The sequence below is a fragment of the Staphylococcus caprae genome (assembly GCF_002902725.1).
GTDB lineage: Bacteria > Bacillota > Bacilli > Staphylococcales > Staphylococcaceae > Staphylococcus > Staphylococcus caprae.
Window position 1 is genome coordinate 16,786 of sequence record NZ_PPRT01000024.1, and the last position, 17,782, is coordinate 34,567.

Sequence of the window (17,782 nt, forward strand, 5' to 3'; positions counted from 1 at the left end):
ATAGGATTAGTATAACATAATTATTTATTTTTGAAAGCGTTTACTAATTGAAATAAATTACGTTTAGCTATCATTTTAAATAAGTTATACTTATGAGTGATTTTCTATTTTCACGTAATACAAACAAAAAGCGTACACGATATCTTAATTCGCATACGCTCATACTCTTATTTAATTGAAGAATCGATATATCCTTGTTCTTCAAGAAGTTGTTGTAAGTTTTGTTTTAATTCAAGTTTATCTCCTAAATTATCTATCACATGATCGGCCATTCTACTTTTCTTATCTATAGAAATTTGGCTATACACACGTGCTTTCGCATCTTCTTGAGATAAGTTATTTCTCTCCATTAAACGTTCTATTTGAATACTTTCGGATGTATATACCACCCATACTTCATCTACAGTATCTTGCAAATCATTTTCATAAAGTAAAGGAATATCCATAATCACATGATATCCTTCGTTTAAATAACGATTTTTCTCATTTTCCATAATTTCACGTACTATGGGATGAACAATCTTATTAAGTTCTAATCGTTGTTCTGGATGTTTAAATACAAGTTCTCCCATATATTTACGATTCATTTCTCCATTTTCATCAATCGCCTCTGGACCAAATTTTTCTTTAATTTGTTCTAAACCCTTTGATCCTTTTTTAACCGCTTCACGGGAAGCAAGGTCTGCATCGACAACTTTAAAATCATATGCTGTTAATAATTCTGACACTGTTGATTTCCCAGTTGCGATGCCTCCTGTTAGTCCGATAATCTTTGGCATAGTCTCACGCTTCCTTTATTTCTGACAATTTGGGCAAAAATGACTATTTCTAGTGGCAATCACTTTTGTTTCTATTTCATGCCCACAAATTTTACAGTACTTTTGCTTATATACATTTAAATGTAATTGCATCTCTCCTGTTTTACCGTCAGCATGGCGATAATCAGAGATACTCGTTCCACCGTATTTTATACCCTCTTTTAACACTTCTCGAACATAATAAAATAACATTTCTCTTTCTTGATGATTCAACGTGTGTGCAATTTTATCAGGACGAATTCCCGCTCTGAAAAGTGCTTCACAAGCATAAATATTACCGGCACCTGCAATCACTTTGTGATCAAGTATCATTTGCTTAATAGGTTTGTTTGCGTATTTATTGATATCAAAGCAACTTAAATAATGCGCTAACGCTTCTTCTTCAAATGGTTCAGGTGCTATTTCTAAAAATGGAGGATAACTTTCAAATCCTGCGACATTTCTAATTTCACCGAAACGTCTGATATCTGAGTAGACTAACTTTTTCTCATTTTCAAGTTCAAAAATAACTTGCCAATGTTTACGGTAATTAGGTGTAGCAATGTCCTCTAGGTCGTCAACAACGAAGAATCCACCCGCCATGCCTAAATGACTAATTAAAATTCTTTGATCGTTATCTCTTTCGATATGAAGCACAATATATTTACTACGTCTTAACACTTGAGTAATTGTGTAGCCTTCGGTAAGCTTTGCAAAGCTATCTAACTCCATACCTTTAATGATTGTTTCTCTATTGTCTTTCTTACCTTTAATGACATTATCTGAAAAAATTACTTTTTTAATTCTTTCGTTTTTAATATAAGGTTCTATGCCTCGTTTCACATGTTCTACTTCTGGTAATTCTGGCATATTTATGTCCTTTCTTTATTTGGCATCATACCATGTTGGTCCATAGCTTGAATCTACTTTTAACGGTACATCTAAATCAAGCGCATTTTCCATAATTCCTTCAACAAATTCACTAAAGTCTTCAACTTCTGATTTAGGTAATTCAAAGATTAATTCATCATGAACCTGTAATAATAATTTTGCATGGTAGTTCGTATTTTTTACCTTTTCATTAAATTTAACCATAGCTAATTTAATAATATCTGCTGCACTACCTTGAATTGGAGTATTCATAGCAGTTCTTTCTGCAAAACTTCTTAAATTGAAGTTTCGGCTTGTAATATCTGGAATATAACGGCGACGATGTAACAGCGTTTCAACATAACCCTGCGCTTTAGCATCTTTGACGATATCTGACATATATTGCTTAACGCCTGGGAAACTAGCTAAATAATCATCAATAAATGCTTTCGCTTTCTTACGCGTAATACCTAGACTTTGACTTAAGCCATAGTCACTAATTCCATAAACAATACCGAAATTAACAGCTTTAGCTTGTCTACGCATAAGGCTGTCTACGTCATTTGCCTCTACATTGAAAACTTTCATCGCAGTAGCTGTATGAATATCATGGCCATGTATGAAAGCTTCTTTTAAACTTTCATCTTGAGTAATATGCGCAAGCACACGTAGTTCAATTTGTGAATAGTCAGCTGATAATATCACACTATCTTCTGAAGTAGGTTTAAACGCTTTTCTAATTTTTCTACCTTCTTCTAAGCGGATAGGAATATTTTGTAAGTTCGGATCTACACTTGATAAACGACCTGTTTGTGCAAGCGTTTGATTGAAGCGCGTATGAATTCTATTATCTTTGCTGATTACTTTTTGTAAGCCTTCTACGTAGGTAGATTGTAATTTAGAAAGTTGTCTATATTCTAAGATATGTTCAATAATTGGATGCTCACCTTTTAATTGTTCAAGTACATCAACAGCCGTTGAATATCCGGTTTTTGTTTTTTTAATCACTGGAAGTTTTAATGTTTCAAATAATACGACACCTAATTGTTTTGGTGAATTAATATTAAATTCTTCTCCAGCAGCTTCATGGATATTTTTAATAAGAACATCTAATTTTTCTTGAATTTCATTTTCCATATGCTTCAAATCATTCACATCAGTGTAGATACCAATTTCTTCCATTTCACTTAAAATTTTAGCAAGCGGAAGTTCTAGATTTGCAAGAAGTTCAACTTGATTATACTCTTTTAATTGTTCTTCCATTAATGGTTTAGCACTCGCAATGGCTTCTGTAATTGACGCAACGTGTTCATTTAAAATATTGTCTTCTGGAATATGATGTTTTTTTCCTTTTCCATAAATAGAAACATTATCTTTAACGTAATTCTGTCCATATAAAGAGACGACTGATTTCACATCATCAATTGCACGCGATGGATCAATAATATAGCTTGCGAGCATAACATCAAATTGAACGTTCTGGATGTTAATATCTAAACGATGTGCAGCTACATACGTTTTTTTAGCATCATACACAGTCTTAACAGTTTGTGCATCTTCTAACCATTCGATTAAGTCTGAATGTTGTTTAATATCTTCTGCATTGATTACGATGTGCGTATCATCTGTGTATAATCCAAATTTTAATATATTATCTTTTAGATAATTGGTATCTTCTAACTCAAAATGAATTGTGGCATGAGATAAATTTTTAAAATCAATGTGTTGAAAATCTGTTTCAACGTCAAACGTTTTATCTGTAACTTCCTCGTTATTCGCATCTTCATCAATATCTGATAACAATTGCTTAAATTCTAGCTTTTTAAATAACTCTATTTTTTCATGATTATCATCTTGGTTTTCCAATTTTGTATCTTTGAGAGAAACTTCAATTGGACTCTCAACATTGATTGTAGCTAGGTCTTTACTCATCAATGCATCATCTTTACTATTGATAAGTTTTTCTTTTAATTTTTTAGCAGTGACTTCGTCGATATTGTCATATACGCCTTCAACAGAATTAAATTGATTAAGTAATTTAATTGCCGTTTTCTCACCTACGCCTGGAACACCAGGTATATTATCAGAAGTATCTCCCATGAGACCTTTCATATCGATAATTTGCTTAGGTTCTAAGCCGTTATATTTTTCAGCAATAAAACTTGGCGTATAGTGATCGACATCCGTAACACCTTTCTTGGTGTAATAAATAGTGACATTATCAGTAGCCAATTGTGTTAAGTCACGATCCCCAGTAATAATAATTGTTTCGTAACCCGCTTGATCTGCTTCTTTACTTAAAGTACCGATAATATCATCCGCTTCATAATTCTCAAGTTCATATCTTTTAATATGATACGCATCTAATAATTGACGGATATAAGGAAATTGTTCACTTAGTTCAGGTGGTGTTTTTTGTCTACCACCTTTATACTCACTGTACTTTGAGTGTCTGAAAGTCGTTTTACCAGCATCAAATGCAACTAAAAAGTGATTAGGTTGTTCTTCTTTAATTATTTTTTCAAGTAACATTGCAAAGCCATACACAGCATTTGTATGAATACCAGCTTTATTAGAAAGTAATGGTAAAGCATAAAATGCTCTAAAACTTAAACTGTTACCATCTATTAACACTAATTTATCCAAAATACGTAACCTCCAGAACAGATTTACATACATTTTAGCATATAAAGTGGTACTTGTATTTCAATTGAAATACATAGTACCACTTACGCATGAGTTTTTAACTCATGTGTTCCTCTTTTGTCATTTGACGACTATAGTGCGTTTAGCTTCCCTTAGTGCATTTAACCTGAAGTTAAATGCAAACATTAGATCTACCACCTCTTAATAAAAAAGCTGAGACTTAATTGTCTCAGCTCCTTTAAAAATTTATTCATCTATAAACGTTACTTTAAATGTTGAACCTTCTCCTGGCTTACTACTTACACTAATTCGACCATTATGCGCTTCAACAATATGCTTCGTAATAGACAGTCCAAGACCTGTACCTCCAGAATCTCTACTACGTGCCTTATCCACTCTATAGAAACGTTCAAAGATATGTTTTTGATCTTTGGCACTAATTCCAATACCAAAATCTTGAATTTCTAAATTAACTTTTTTACCTTCTCTATAAACTCGAACAATAACTTTACTGTCTTCAAGAGAATAATTAATTGCGTTAGAAAGTAAATTTGTAATCACTTGAGCAACTTTATTCTCATGCGCTTCGATAATCACATCTTTTTCAATTTCTGACCTAATTTCGATATTTTTATTCGTAGCTTGAGTTTGTAAATTATCAATCGTATTATAAGCTAACTCAGACAAATTCATATAGCTCGTTTCAATTTCATTTTGCTGTTCTATATGCGATAAATCTAATAAATCCATGACCAATGATTCAATTCTGTTCGATTCTTTTAAAATAATATTTAAAAACATCTCGAGTGATTGTTCATCATTTTTAGCCCCTTCAATGAGGGTTTCAGCAAAACCTTTGATAGAAGTAATTGGTGTTTTTAATTCATGAGAAACATTTGCTACAAATTCTCTTCTAAGATTTTCTAACTTTTGGAGATTCGTAATATCATGAAGTACAACAACCATACCTTGTAATTTCTTCTTAGATTTAGATAGTATTGGCACACAAGAAACATCAAAGTATTTCGTATGTACATTATTAATATCTACCTCTATTTGATCATAGATAACCTTTTCAGTTCTGAAACTTTCGATAATGAGCTTTTCAATACTATCATCAAGAAATCCAATATAGCTCTTATTTTCAACAATTTGCTCTGGACTAAAAACTTCATAATAAGCATGGTTGGCAACAACAATTTCTCCATGCTTGTCGATCATTAAAACAGAACTCGGTATATTTTCAAGTGTCGTTTTCAAACGATTTGACTGTATCTTTTGTCGATTATTTAACTTCTGTAACCTTCTAGCTAACTCATTCGTAGTCACAAATAATGCACGTGTTTCTTTAACATTACTTTCAGGGACACGAACATGATAATAACCATCTGCTAATAGAGATGTCGCATACGTCACTTCATTAATAGGTCTTATATATGTTCGATTAATACTTCGTGAAGCTAAATAAACTGTGAACAATACGATGACGCCTATTATAGATAAGTATTTCCACATCTCTCTTTGAAGATTAATAATTTCATCATTAATACCACTTATGTATACAGTTTTATTACCTATACTTTCTTTAAAAGTATAGCGCATACCGATTTTTGTTTTCTTAGTTATTAAATCAGAAGGATTAGCCTCATTGTCAATTCTTTGATCAATTTTACTTTTATCACCAGAAGAGAATATGACGTGATTATCATCTGCATTCTTAATGACAACGACATTTTGTTGATTATCAGCAAGGTTATCGATTTCTTGACCTTTATTATGATTAAGAAGGTTCACATAGTTATGTGCTTCGTTTCTTAATTCACTAGTTTGATTGCTAGTTAAAGTTTGATAAATCGTATTATGAATAATCGCTCCTAAACCAATAAAACTAATAATCGTTATCGTACTAATTAATAATAATAAACGGTGATGGAATTTTAGCATTAAGCTTTAGGTCGCTCCAATTTATATCCTAAACCGCGTACCGTTTTAATTAATTTAGGTTGTTTAGGATTTTCTTCTAATTTATCTCTTAGGTGACTAATATGTACATCTACAATTCTAGAATCTCCAGCAAATTCATAATTCCATACAGAATTTAACATATGTTCTCTTGTAATCACGCGCCCTTGTCTTTCGATTAAGTATAATAATAATTCGAATTCTTTAGGTGTGAGTTCTAACAATTCTTCATCTTTATATACTTCGAAAAATTCAGGACGAATACGAATGGAATCAATGATAATATCTTCCTCATCCGTATCTTCTTTTTCAATTTCACTAACAAATTTTGAACGTCTTAAAATAGCTTTTACTCTCGCAACCACTTCTCTAGGTGAGAAAGGCTTAGTCATATAATCGTCAGCACCTAATTCAAGCCCTAAAACACGATCAAATTCGTCATCTTTAGCAGTTAACATTAAAATAGGTACTAAATTTTTATCAGATCGAATTGATTTACACACCTCAATACCATCTTTTTTAGGTAACATGACGTCTAATACTATTAGCTCAGGTTGTTCATCTTCAACCTTTTGTAGTGCCTCTTCGCCGTCATAAGCGACTTCAACTATGTATCCTGCTGTTTCTAAATTATACTTTAGTAAGGTCACGATTGATTGTTCATCATCAACCACTAGTACTTTTTGTGACATGGTGTGCCTCCCTATTTTTTATTACATTTACATTATAACTGAAGTTCAAATAAAAATAACATAGCTACACATCAATTTTACATAAACTTAACAAAACATATAGATTTATAGTTATATTAAGAAAATATTTCTTTAATATTGCCTTAACATTAATTAAGTTATCACCTTTTGAATCAAAAAGATATTGATAAATTAAAAATTTACATAATCTTTAAAAAAACGGATTGGCAAGAGCCAATCCGTTTGATAACGCTATCGATTAAAGCGTTATTATTTTAAGTTTTTGATTAATTCATCAGCAAATTCTGAAGTTGAAACTTCTTTTGCACCATCCATTAAACGAGCAAAGTCATAAGTTACAATTTTAGAAGCGATAGTAGCTTCGATTGAATCAGTGATTTTATCAGCAGCTTCTTGCCATCCTAAGTGTTCTAACATTAATACAGAACTTAAGATTTCAGAAGATGGGTTAACTTTATTTAAACCAGCATATTTAGGAGCTGTACCATGTGTAGCTTCGAAAATAGCGTGACCAGTTTCGTAGTTAATATTTGCACCTGGAGCGATACCAATACCACCAACTTGTGCAGCTAAAGCGTCTGAAATGTAGTCACCGTTTAAGTTCATAGTCGCTACAACATCGTGTTCAGCTGGACGCGTTAAGATTTGTTGTAAGAAGATATCAGCAATTGAATCTTTGATAATAATTTTGCCTTCTTTTTCAGCTTTATCTTGAGCTTCATTAGCTGCGTCTTTACCTTCTTTTTCAACAATTTCATCATATTGTTGCCAAGTGAATACTTTGTCACCAAATTCGTTATGAGCTAAATCATAACCCCATTGTTTAAATGATCCTTCAGTAAATTTCATAATGTTACCTTTATGAACTAAAGTAACAGATTTACGATTATTATCTAATGCATATTGAATTGCAGCTCTTACTAAACGTTCTGTACCTTCTTTTGATACAGGTTTAATACCAATACCTGAAGTTTCTGGGAAACGAATGTTTGTTGCACCCATTTCGTTTTGTAAGAAATCAATTACTTTTTTAACTTCTGAAGTACCTTCTTTAAATTCGATACCTGCATAAATGTCTTCAGTGTTTTCACGGAAAATAACCATGTCAACATCTTCTGGACGTTTAACTGGTGAAGGAACACCTTGGAACCAACGTACAGGACGTAAGCAAGTAAATAAATCTAATTCTTGTCTTAAAGCTACGTTAAGTGAACGAATACCGCCACCGATTGGAGTAGTTAAAGGACCTTTAACAGCAATTAAATATTCTTTAATTGTGTCTAATGTTTCTTGTGGTAACCATTCTCCAGTTTCATCGTAAGCTTTTTGTCCAGCTAAAACTTCTTTCCATTCGATACGTTTCTCACCGTTGTAAGCTTTTTCAACAGCTGCATCGATAACACGGCTAGCTGCTTTCCAGATATCTGGGCCAATTCCATCGCCAATAATAAATGGAATAATTGGTTCATTAGGTACATTCAAACCTTCATTAGTACGAGTAATTTTTTCTGCTGACATAAATCTAACCTCCAAGTATATTTAAGCTTTCAATTAATACTATATGTGATTTTATTATCTTTCTTCAATAGGAACATACTTACGATTTTTTTCACCAATGTATTGTGCTCTTGGTCTCATGATTCGGTTGTCTCTATATTGTTCTAAGATATGAGCAATCCAACCTGATGTACGACTTACTGCGAAAATTGGCGTGAATAAATCGTGAGGAATATTCATACTGTGATAAACAGTTGCACTAAAGAAGTCTACATTTGGAATTAAACCTTTTTCTTCTTTCATGCGTTTTTCGATTGCTAGTGAAATATCAAATAATTCACTTTGACCTGTTTCTTCAGTGATTTTACGGCTCATTTCACGTAAATATTTAGCTCTAGGATCGCCATCTTTGTATACACGGTGACCAAAGCCCATGACTTTATCTTTATTCGCGAATCTTTCGTCTAAATAGCTATCAACATTTTCAATACTTCCTACTTCTTTTAACATAGCCATAACACGTTCGTTTGCACCACCGTGAAGAGGTCCTTTTAATGAACCAACTGCAGCAACAACACCTGAATACATATCTGAAAGTGATGAAACCGCACAACGTGCAGTGAACGCAGATGCATTTAATTCGTGATCAGCATGTAAAATTAATGCTTTATTAAATGCTTCAACTTCTATATCTGTAGGAAGTTCTCCTCTTAACATATATAAGAAGTTTGCCGCGTAACTTAAATCTGAATTTGGTTTTAAAGGTTCTTTCCCTTCTCTAACTCTTGCGAAAGCCGTTACTAGTGAAGCAATTTTCGCTTGAATGCGAATTGCTCTATCATATTTCTTCTCATCAGATTCATCTTCAGCATCTGGATCAAAGTGAGCAATATAAGATACAGATGTACGAACTGCTGTCATAGGATGAACATCATCAGTTACGTACTCTTCAAAGTGTTTGTAAACTCTTGGATTAAGAGTCATGTACTCGAATAATTTCTCTTTCAATTCTTTAAGTTCATCTTTATTAGGAAGTCTATAATTCCATAATAAGAAAATGATTTCTTCGAATTGGGCATTTTCTGCGAGATCGTCAATATCATAGCCCGCATATGTCAATTGACTGTCAATTATTGAACTGATTTTAGTTTCAGCTGCAATAACCCCTTCTAAACCTCTTTGTAATTCTGCCATGATAAATTTCCCCTTTACTGTTTCTTTATGAAATGGCTTTCAACTAGTATTATAGCTAAATTCAAACAATTTGTGAAACATTATAAATCACTTTAAACATGTAAAAATGGTATATTGGCTTGACCTTTTTGTGTGTTATTATCTCTAAAAGAGCGTGAAATTCAACTTCAAACCATACTATTATTATTAAATTTCAAAAATGTAGTTATATTTTCGTTTAGTTATCAAGAATGATTACAAAAAAGAAATATACATTTTAGTGAATTTTCACACTTTTTTGCGAAAAGAATTGTATAAATAGCCTTATAAGTGCATAATATATATTATCTTATAGTAAGGGAGATGTCTTATGGCTGAAAATTTACAAAGAGAATTGAGCAATCGTCATGTTCAATTAATCGCCATCGGAGGCGCTATAGGAACGGGGTTATTCCTTGGTGCTGGTCAAACAATTGCAATGACGGGTCCCTCAATATTACTCACCTATATCATTATAGGTTTTATGTTATTCATGTTTATGCGTGGATTGGGAGAAATCATCATTCAAAACACTAATTTCAAATCATTTGCGGATGTTACGAACAAATACATAGGTCCATTTGCTGGCTTTGTTACTGGTTGGACTTATTGGTTATGTTGGATTATTACAGGTATGGCTGAGGTTACAGCTGTTGCTAAATACGTAAGTTTCTGGTTCCCAGAGATTCCTAACTGGATTAGCGCGTTATTCTGTGTACTTATTTTAATGTCATTCAACTTGTTAAGTGCCAAATTATTCGGCGAATTAGAGTTTTGGTTTGCTATCATCAAAATAGCTACAATTATTGCATTAATAGTTGTTGGTATTGTCATGATTTTATTTGCCTTTAAAACTCAATTTGGACACACAAGTCTAACTAACTTATATCAACACGGAATATTCCCTAAAGGAGCATCTGGATTCTTTATGTCTTTCCAAATGGCACTTTTCTCATTTGTCGGAATAGAAATGATAGGTGTTACTGCTGGTGAGACTAAGGATCCTGAACAAACAATTCCTAAGGCAATTAATAGCGTACCTATTAGAATATTAATCTTTTACGTTGGTGCTTTAGCAGTCATCATGTCTATTATTCCTTGGTACAAAGTTGACCCTGATAATAGTCCTTTTGTTAAACTATTTACTTTAATAGGTATACCTTTCGCTGCTGGTTTAATCAATTTCGTAGTATTAACTGCCGCAGCATCATCTTGTAATAGTGGTATCTTTTCAAATAGTAGAATGTTGTATGGATTATCTAATCAAAGACAAGCGCCACCAGCGTTCTCCAATACAAACAAAAATGGTGTACCACACACAGCTATTATTGCGTCATCTGCATTATTATTAATTGCAGCGTTATTAAATTATATCTTCCCTGACGCAACAAAAGTGTTTACGTATGTTACGACAATCTCTACTGTATTATTCTTGGTTGTATGGGCTTTAATCATCGTTGCCTATATTAATTACAGTAGAAAGAATCCTGAATTACACAAGAAAGCTACTTATAAATTACCAGGCGGGCAATTTATGGGTTATGCAATTTTAATTTTCTTTATCTTCGTATTCGCATTATTATTTGTTAATGTTGATACAAGAAGAGCCATTTATATAACTCCTGTATGGTTCGTTATTTTAGGATTAATGTATTTGAGATATAGAAAAGAAAGCAAACACGCATAAATAATCATAAAGGAGGATGAGATCACTTATAATCTCATCCTCCTTTAATGTATTTGCAGTAAATGTCTGAATTGAGAGCCTGCTTATATCAAGCGTATATCTATCTCTACATACTCAATAAAAAACACTCTCCAACATCATGTCGGAGAGTGTTTTCTCTAAATTGATTATTAAAGTACGTTTGCATAGCCTTCAAAGATTTTACCTTGAGCTGCGTCAACTGTAACTAACATATCATTTTTAATTTCTTTTGTTGCTTTTTCAACACCTACTACTGTTGGAATACCTTTTTCTAAACCAACGATTGCACTTGGTGATGTAATTCCATTTTCTTCAGTTACTAAACCGATTGCATTTTCAACATATGGAACTAACGTTTCGTCTACTGAATTAGTGATGATAACTTTATCAGATAAATCTTTACCTTCTAAGTCACTTGCACTGTCAGCAATAATGGCATGTCCTACTACAGAGCCACGACCTACACCTTGTCCACGAGCGATTTCATCGCCAACTAAGTGAATTTTCATCATATTAGTTGTGCCTTTTTCACCAGTTGGAACACCAGCAGTAATGATGATTAAATCACCGTTAGAAACTCTTCCAGTTTCAACTGCTGTCGCTACCGCATTGTTAAGTAATGCGTCAGTGTTTTTACGTCCCTCTTTAACAACTGGGTTAACACCCCAAACAATTGCACATTGGCGTGCTGTTTCTTCACTAGGTGTTACAGCGATAATATCTGAATGAGGACGATATTTAGAAATAGTACGTGCTGTTGAACCACTTTCAGTAGCCGCAACGATAGCTTTAACATTTAAGTTAAGTGCTGTATGTGCAACAGAAACACCAATAGCGTTAACTAATGAAGTTTCAACTAATTTCGTACGGTCAGATAATAATTTTTTATAATCTTGAGCCGCTTCTGCTGAAACTGCGATATTTCTCATTGTTTTAACTGCTTCTTCTGGATATAATCCTGCAGCTGTTTCACCTGATAACATCACAGCATCAGTACCATCGTAAATTGCGTTAGCTACGTCACTTGCTTCCGCACGAGTAGCACGAGGGTTACGTTGCATTGAATCTAACATTTGAGTTGCAGTGATAACTGGTTTACCTAATTTATTACATTTTCTAATTAAGTCTTTTTGAACCATTGGTACTTTTTCAGGTGGAATTTCAACACCCATGTCCCCACGAGCAACCATTAATCCATCAGAAACTTCAAGGATTTCATCAATGTTATCAATACCTTCTTGGTTCTCAATTTTAGGGAAAATTGTGATATGTGCTTTTTCTTCTTCAAGAATTTGGCGAATATCTAAAACATCACTAGGACGTCTTACGAAACTTGCAGCGATAAAGTCAACATTTTCTTTGATACCGAAACGAATGTCATCAGCATCTTTATCAGTAATACCAGGTAAGTTAACTTTTACACCAGGTAAATTAACACCTTTTTTATTTTTTAATTCTCCAGTATTTAAGATGTCACATTTAACTTCGCCTTTATCTTTATCAATTTCTTTAACTTGTAACTCTACTAAACCATCATCTAATAAGATGTAAGAGCCAACATGAACATCGTTGATTAAGTCTTCATATGTTACAGAGAATTTCTCAGGCGTACCTTCTACTTCATTCATACTCACGATGACTTCTTTACCTTTTTCTAATTCGATAACACCATCTTTCATGTTATGTGTACGAATTTCAGGTCCTTTTGTATCTAATAAAAGTGCAACTGTTTTATCTAAACGTTTTGCAACTTTACGAATTGTATCAATTCTACCTTTATGTTCTTCATGACTACCATGAGAAAAGTTTAAACGCGCCACGTTCATTCCTGCATTTATTAATTTCTCGATCATTTCTTCAGATTCTGAAGCTGGTCCAATTGTACAAACAATTTTAGTCTTTCTCATTATATAATCCTCCCAAAAATTTATATTGATAATTCCTTAGCTAATTCATAAATATCTTTGTCAAATTTATGATGACTTTCACCAAAGATATCTTCAAATGGTGTAGCAGTTAATTGGTTATTTTTAATACCTACACCTTTAGCTGTCACACCTTGTTTAAGTAATTCAACGGCATGACCACCTAAACGTGAAGCTAATACGCGGTCAGCACCTGATGGGCTTCCTCCACGCTGAATATGTCCTAATACTGACACGCGTGTATCAATATTGATATATTTCATTAATTCATCAGCACATTCTTGACCACTCATACAACCTTCAGCGACCATAACAATAGAATGTTTCTTACCTCTTTTAATACCCTGTTCAATTTTTTCAGCAACATCTTTAATGTCGGTATGAACTTCAGGTACTACAATAGTTTCAGCACCAACAGAGAGTCCTGCCCATAAAGCTAAATCTCCACAATCACGTCCCATAACTTCAACGATAAATGTACGTGCGTGACTTGATGCAGTATCTCTAATTTTATCGACGGATTCAATAATTGTGTTTAACGCAGTGTCAAAACCTATAGTGAAGTCCGTACCATTGATATCATTATCAATAGTACCTGGAATTCCAATCGTTTGAATTTCCTTACACTCTTCACTTATACGTTGCGCACCACGATAACTTCCGTCTCCGCCGATAACGACTAATCCTTCGATGCCTCGTTTACGTAAGTTTTCAATCCCCTTCTTACGTACATCTTCTTCTTTAAATTGAGGACATCTAGCAGAGAATAGGAACGTACCTCCGCGCTGGATTGTATCCCCGACTGAGCCTAACTCAAGTTTATGAATGTCATCGTCTAGTAAACCTTGGTAACCATGATAAATCCCATAAACTTCAATATTATTGTAAATTGCTGTACGAACAACTGCACGAACGGCAGCATTCATACCTGGAGAATCCCCTCCGCTAGTTAAAACTGCAATTTTTTTCATGACGACATACCTTTCTTTAACTAGATTTATCTTTAACTATAAATTACCACAATTTTTTTTACTGTTCCATCAAAAGAAAGGCTTTCAATTGATGTAAACGTTTTAAATAATGAATTTTTTCTAAAATAAATAAAAAAGAGCTAATAGCCGTAATCATGACTATTAGCAAGTAACTAAATTATTCTACAACTGAGCCAATGTGTCTAAATTTATCAAATCTATCATTGACTAATTCTTCATTAGACATTTGCTCTAATTCATTTAAATGTTTAACAAATGTGTCTTTAATCGTAGCAGCTTGTGATTCAACATCTTTATGTGCGCCACCTAGTGGTTCGTTAATTACTTCGTCTACAATATTTAATCCTTTAAGATCATTTGCTGTAATTTTCATCGTTTCAGCAGCAATTTTTGCTAAATTACTATCTTTCCATAAAAGTGCAGCAGCACCCTCAGGAGAAATAACTGAATACGTACTATTTTCAAGCATAAGTACACGATTAGAAATACCAATTCCTAATGCGCCACCACTACCACCTTCACCGATAACAATAGCGATGACAGGTACTTTTAATGATGCCATTTCAATTAAATTTGTAGCGATTGATTCACTTTGACCCCGTTCTTCTGCTGCTTTACCAGGATAAGCGCCTTTTGTATCAATAAATGTAAAAATTGGACGATTAAACTTTTCAGCCTGCTTCATCAAACGTAGCGCTTTACGATAACCTTCAGGATGTGCCATACCAAAATTTCGATAAATATTATCTTTGGTATCTTTACCGCGTTGTTGACCAACAACAGTTACAGTACGTCCATTAAGATAACCAATCCCGCCTATCATTGCAGGATCATCTCTAAAGTTTCTATCCCCATGAAGTTCTATAAATGAATCGAAAATATATGGAATATAATCTAAAGATGTAGGTCGTTCTTGTAAACGTGCGATTTGCACACGATCCCACGGCTTTAAATTGGTATAAACTTTTTTGGTTTCTCTTTCTAGAGACGCTTCCAACATATCAATCTCTTCTTGTAAATCCACTTCATTCTTTTCTTGGGATTCTTTCAATGATTCAATTTTATTTTTAATTTCAAAAAGTGGCTTTTCAAAATCTAGCATTATCGACTCACCTCTTGATGGATTTTTAGAATATTAGATAACGTCTCTTTCATATCCTTACGATGAACTACTTTATCTAATTGACCATGTTCTAAAAGGAACTCGGCTGTTTGGAAATCATCTGGTAATTTCTCATTAATTGTTTGTTCAATGACACGTCTACCAGCAAATCCAATGAGCGCTTTAGGTTCACTTAAGTTAATGTCACCCACTGAGGCAAAGCTTGCAGACACACCACCGGTTGTTGGATTCGTTATGTACGAAATATATAATAATCCAGCATCAGCATGGCGCTTAAGTGATACACTTGTTTTACCCATTTGCATGAGTGAAATAATACCTTCTTGCATTCTAGCGCCACCACTAGCTGAGAATAGAATGAAAGGTAAATGATGTTCAGTACAATAATCAATGATTCTACAAATTTTTTCACCAACAACTGAACCCATACTTCCCATTCTAAAACGTGCATCCATCACTGCAACACCGTATTTAATACCATCTAATTCAGAAGTCCCAGTGACAACTGCCTCATTTAATCCAGTCTTTTGCTGATCTTTTTCAATCTTTTCAATGTAGCCAGGAAAATCTAATGGATTCGCAGAGGTCATGCCCTTATCGAATTCTGTAAATGTTCCTTCATCTGAAATCGCTTCTATTCTTTTATGTGCAGTAAGTGCAATATGATGATCACAATTGAAGCACACATTTAAATTTTCAGCTAATTCTTTAGTGTACATGATCTTTTTGCACTTCGGGCATTTAGTCATAATCCCTGCTGGCACATCATTTTGTTTAGAATCTTGAACTGTTAAATATTTCTTTTTCTTGCTTCGATTAAAAAAATCTTTAAACATTGGTAAACCTCCAAATAACCTCTGTTACTACCATTTATATATTCTCCTGAAAAATTTATCAAGATGTTATTTCTTGAAAATGTCTCTTAAAGAATTTCTATATAGAATTATTTTAAATCAGTTGCTTTCATTGTTTTGTCATAAACTTCTTGTGGATCAATTTCAATTCTTGCTACACCTGATTCCATAGCTGCTTTAGCTACGCTACGTGCCACTGATGGAGCAACTCTCTTATCAAATGGTCCAGGTATACAATAATCAGGGTTGAGTTCATCTTCTTCGATTAAATCAGCAATAGCTTCAACAGCGGCTTTCTTCATATCTTCATTAATATGTGTAGCTTCAACATCTAACGCACCTCTAAAAATACCAGGGAAAGCTAACACATTATTGATTTGGTTAGGATAATCAGAACGACCAGTTCCAATTACTTTAGCCCCTGCTGCTTTAGCATCATCAGGTTTAATTTCAGGATTTGGATTGGCCATAGCAAAAATAATCGGATCATCTGCCATACTCTCAACCATTTCTTTATCTAATAAATCTGCAACAGAAACACCGATAAATACGTCTGCATCTTTAATAACTTCTTTCAATGAACCATCAATTTTATCTTTGTTAGTCCATTTAGCAACATATTCTTTAGTATCATTCATGCCATGAGGGCGTCCTTCGTAAATAGCGCCTTTAGAATCACACATAATCATGTCTCTAACACCGTATGAATGTAACAATTTCACAATTGCTATACCTGCAGCACCTGCACCATTTAAAACAACTTTAATATCTGATAAATCTTTATCGACAATTCTTAAAGCATTAATCAAGCCGGCCATTGTAACAATAGCAGTGCCGTGTTGATCATCATGAAATACTGGAATATTTGTTTCTTTTTTTAATTTTTCTTCGATTTCAAAACATCTTGGCGCTGAAATATCTTCAAGATTAATACCGCCATAATTGGGTTGTAATAATTTCACTGTATTAATAATTTCATCAGTATCTGTTGTATCTAAAGCGATTGGTACGCCATTTATTCCGGCAAAACTTTTAAATAAAACCGCTTTCCCTTCCATAACAGGTATACTTGCTTCAGCTCCAATATTGCCCAGTCCTAAAACTGCAGTACCGTCAGTTACAACTGCAACAGTATTTGCCTTGATTGTATATTCATATACTTTTCTTGGATTTTCATGAATTTCTTTACATGGTTCAGCAACGCCAGGAGAATATGCTAAACTCAATTCTTCCTTATTAGTTACTTTTATATTTGGTGTGATTTCTAATTTACCTTGATGTTCTCTGTGCATTTCCAATGCATCATCTCTTAAAGACATGGAATCAACCCCTATTTTAAATAATTTAAGTTAAAATAACCGTTCCTATTAATTAAAAATCGTGTATGTTGAATCTAATTTACTAGTATAAGTATACCCAATACATGATAAATTAAGAATAAACAAAGGTCATACATCATATTGATGCTATAAACTTGATTGTC

13 protein-coding genes are annotated in these 17,782 nt (G+C 33.4%); 1 reads left to right on the forward strand and 12 read right to left on the reverse strand.

Annotated elements, in window-relative coordinates; all coding sequences use genetic code 11:
* Positions 1–167 precede the first annotated feature (167 nt).
* From coaE to CD155_RS04890, 7 genes are all read right to left on the reverse strand, one after another.
* A complete protein-coding gene (gene coaE, locus CD155_RS04860) occupies positions 168–779 on the reverse strand; it encodes a dephospho-CoA kinase (RefSeq protein ID WP_002443332.1) in 612 nt (203 codons plus the stop codon).
* A 15-nt stretch (positions 780–794) separates the two neighbouring features.
* A complete protein-coding gene (gene mutM, locus CD155_RS04865) occupies positions 795–1,667 on the reverse strand; it encodes a bifunctional DNA-formamidopyrimidine glycosylase/DNA-(apurinic or apyrimidinic site) lyase (protein ID WP_103212689.1) in 873 nt (290 codons plus the stop codon).
* A gap of 15 nt (positions 1,668–1,682) precedes the next feature.
* Positions 1,683–4,313: a DNA polymerase I gene (gene polA, locus CD155_RS04870; RefSeq protein WP_103212690.1), complete on the reverse strand. Its 2,631-nt coding sequence runs from the start codon at positions 4,311–4,313 to the stop codon at positions 1,683–1,685.
* Positions 4,314–4,559: 246 nt separating this feature from the next.
* Positions 4,560–6,257 (reverse strand): two-component system histidine kinase PnpS, encoded by a 1,698-nt coding sequence (gene pnpS, locus CD155_RS04875; protein ID WP_103212691.1) that lies wholly within the window; start codon positions 6,255–6,257, stop codon positions 4,560–4,562.
* Positions 6,257–6,967, reverse strand: coding sequence for a response regulator transcription factor (locus CD155_RS04880; protein ID WP_002443337.1), 711 nt, complete (start codon positions 6,965–6,967; stop codon positions 6,257–6,259). Before CD155_RS04880 ends, pnpS begins: the two co-directional genes overlap by 1 nt.
* Positions 6,968–7,237: 270 nt before the next feature.
* Positions 7,238–8,506, reverse strand: a complete 1,269-nt coding sequence (icd, locus tag CD155_RS04885) for an NADP-dependent isocitrate dehydrogenase (protein ID WP_002443340.1) — start codon at positions 8,504–8,506, stop codon at positions 7,238–7,240.
* 54 nt (positions 8,507–8,560) lie between these two features.
* Positions 8,561–9,679, reverse strand: a complete 1,119-nt coding sequence (locus CD155_RS04890) for a citrate synthase (protein WP_070830907.1) — start codon at positions 9,677–9,679, stop codon at positions 8,561–8,563.
* A 349-nt stretch (positions 9,680–10,028) separates the two neighbouring features.
* Here CD155_RS04890 and CD155_RS04895 point away from each other — a divergent pair, with 349 nt between their 5' ends.
* On the forward strand, positions 10,029–11,384 hold the full coding sequence (locus CD155_RS04895) for an amino acid permease (protein WP_070830904.1): 1,356 nt from the start codon (positions 10,029–10,031) through the stop codon (positions 11,382–11,384).
* 170 nt (positions 11,385–11,554) lie between these two features.
* Here CD155_RS04895 and pyk read toward each other — a convergent pair whose 3' ends face one another.
* The 5 genes from pyk to ystJ form a co-directional block, all read right to left on the reverse strand.
* On the reverse strand, positions 11,555–13,312 hold the full coding sequence (pyk, locus tag CD155_RS04900; RefSeq protein ID WP_002443346.1) for a pyruvate kinase: 1,758 nt from the start codon (positions 13,310–13,312) through the stop codon (positions 11,555–11,557).
* Positions 13,313–13,332: 20 nt separating this feature from the next.
* On the reverse strand, positions 13,333–14,301 hold the full coding sequence (gene pfkA / locus CD155_RS04905) for a 6-phosphofructokinase (protein ID WP_002443348.1): 969 nt from the start codon (positions 14,299–14,301) through the stop codon (positions 13,333–13,335).
* Positions 14,302–14,479: 178 nt separating this feature from the next.
* Positions 14,480–15,424, reverse strand: coding sequence for an acetyl-CoA carboxylase carboxyltransferase subunit alpha (locus CD155_RS04910; RefSeq protein ID WP_103212692.1), 945 nt, complete (start codon positions 15,422–15,424; stop codon positions 14,480–14,482).
* Positions 15,424–16,281, reverse strand: coding sequence for an acetyl-CoA carboxylase, carboxyltransferase subunit beta (gene accD, locus CD155_RS04915; protein ID WP_002443352.1), 858 nt, complete (start codon positions 16,279–16,281; stop codon positions 15,424–15,426). The genes CD155_RS04910 and accD overlap by 1 nt, the downstream gene beginning before the upstream one ends.
* Before the next feature lie 107 nt (positions 16,282–16,388).
* The gene (gene ystJ, locus CD155_RS04920; RefSeq protein ID WP_002443355.1) at positions 16,389–17,618 is read right to left on the reverse strand and encodes an NADP-dependent malic enzyme; all 1,230 of its coding nucleotides are present in this window, start codon (positions 17,616–17,618) and stop codon (positions 16,389–16,391) included.
* Between the last annotated feature and the right edge of the window lie 164 nt (positions 17,619–17,782).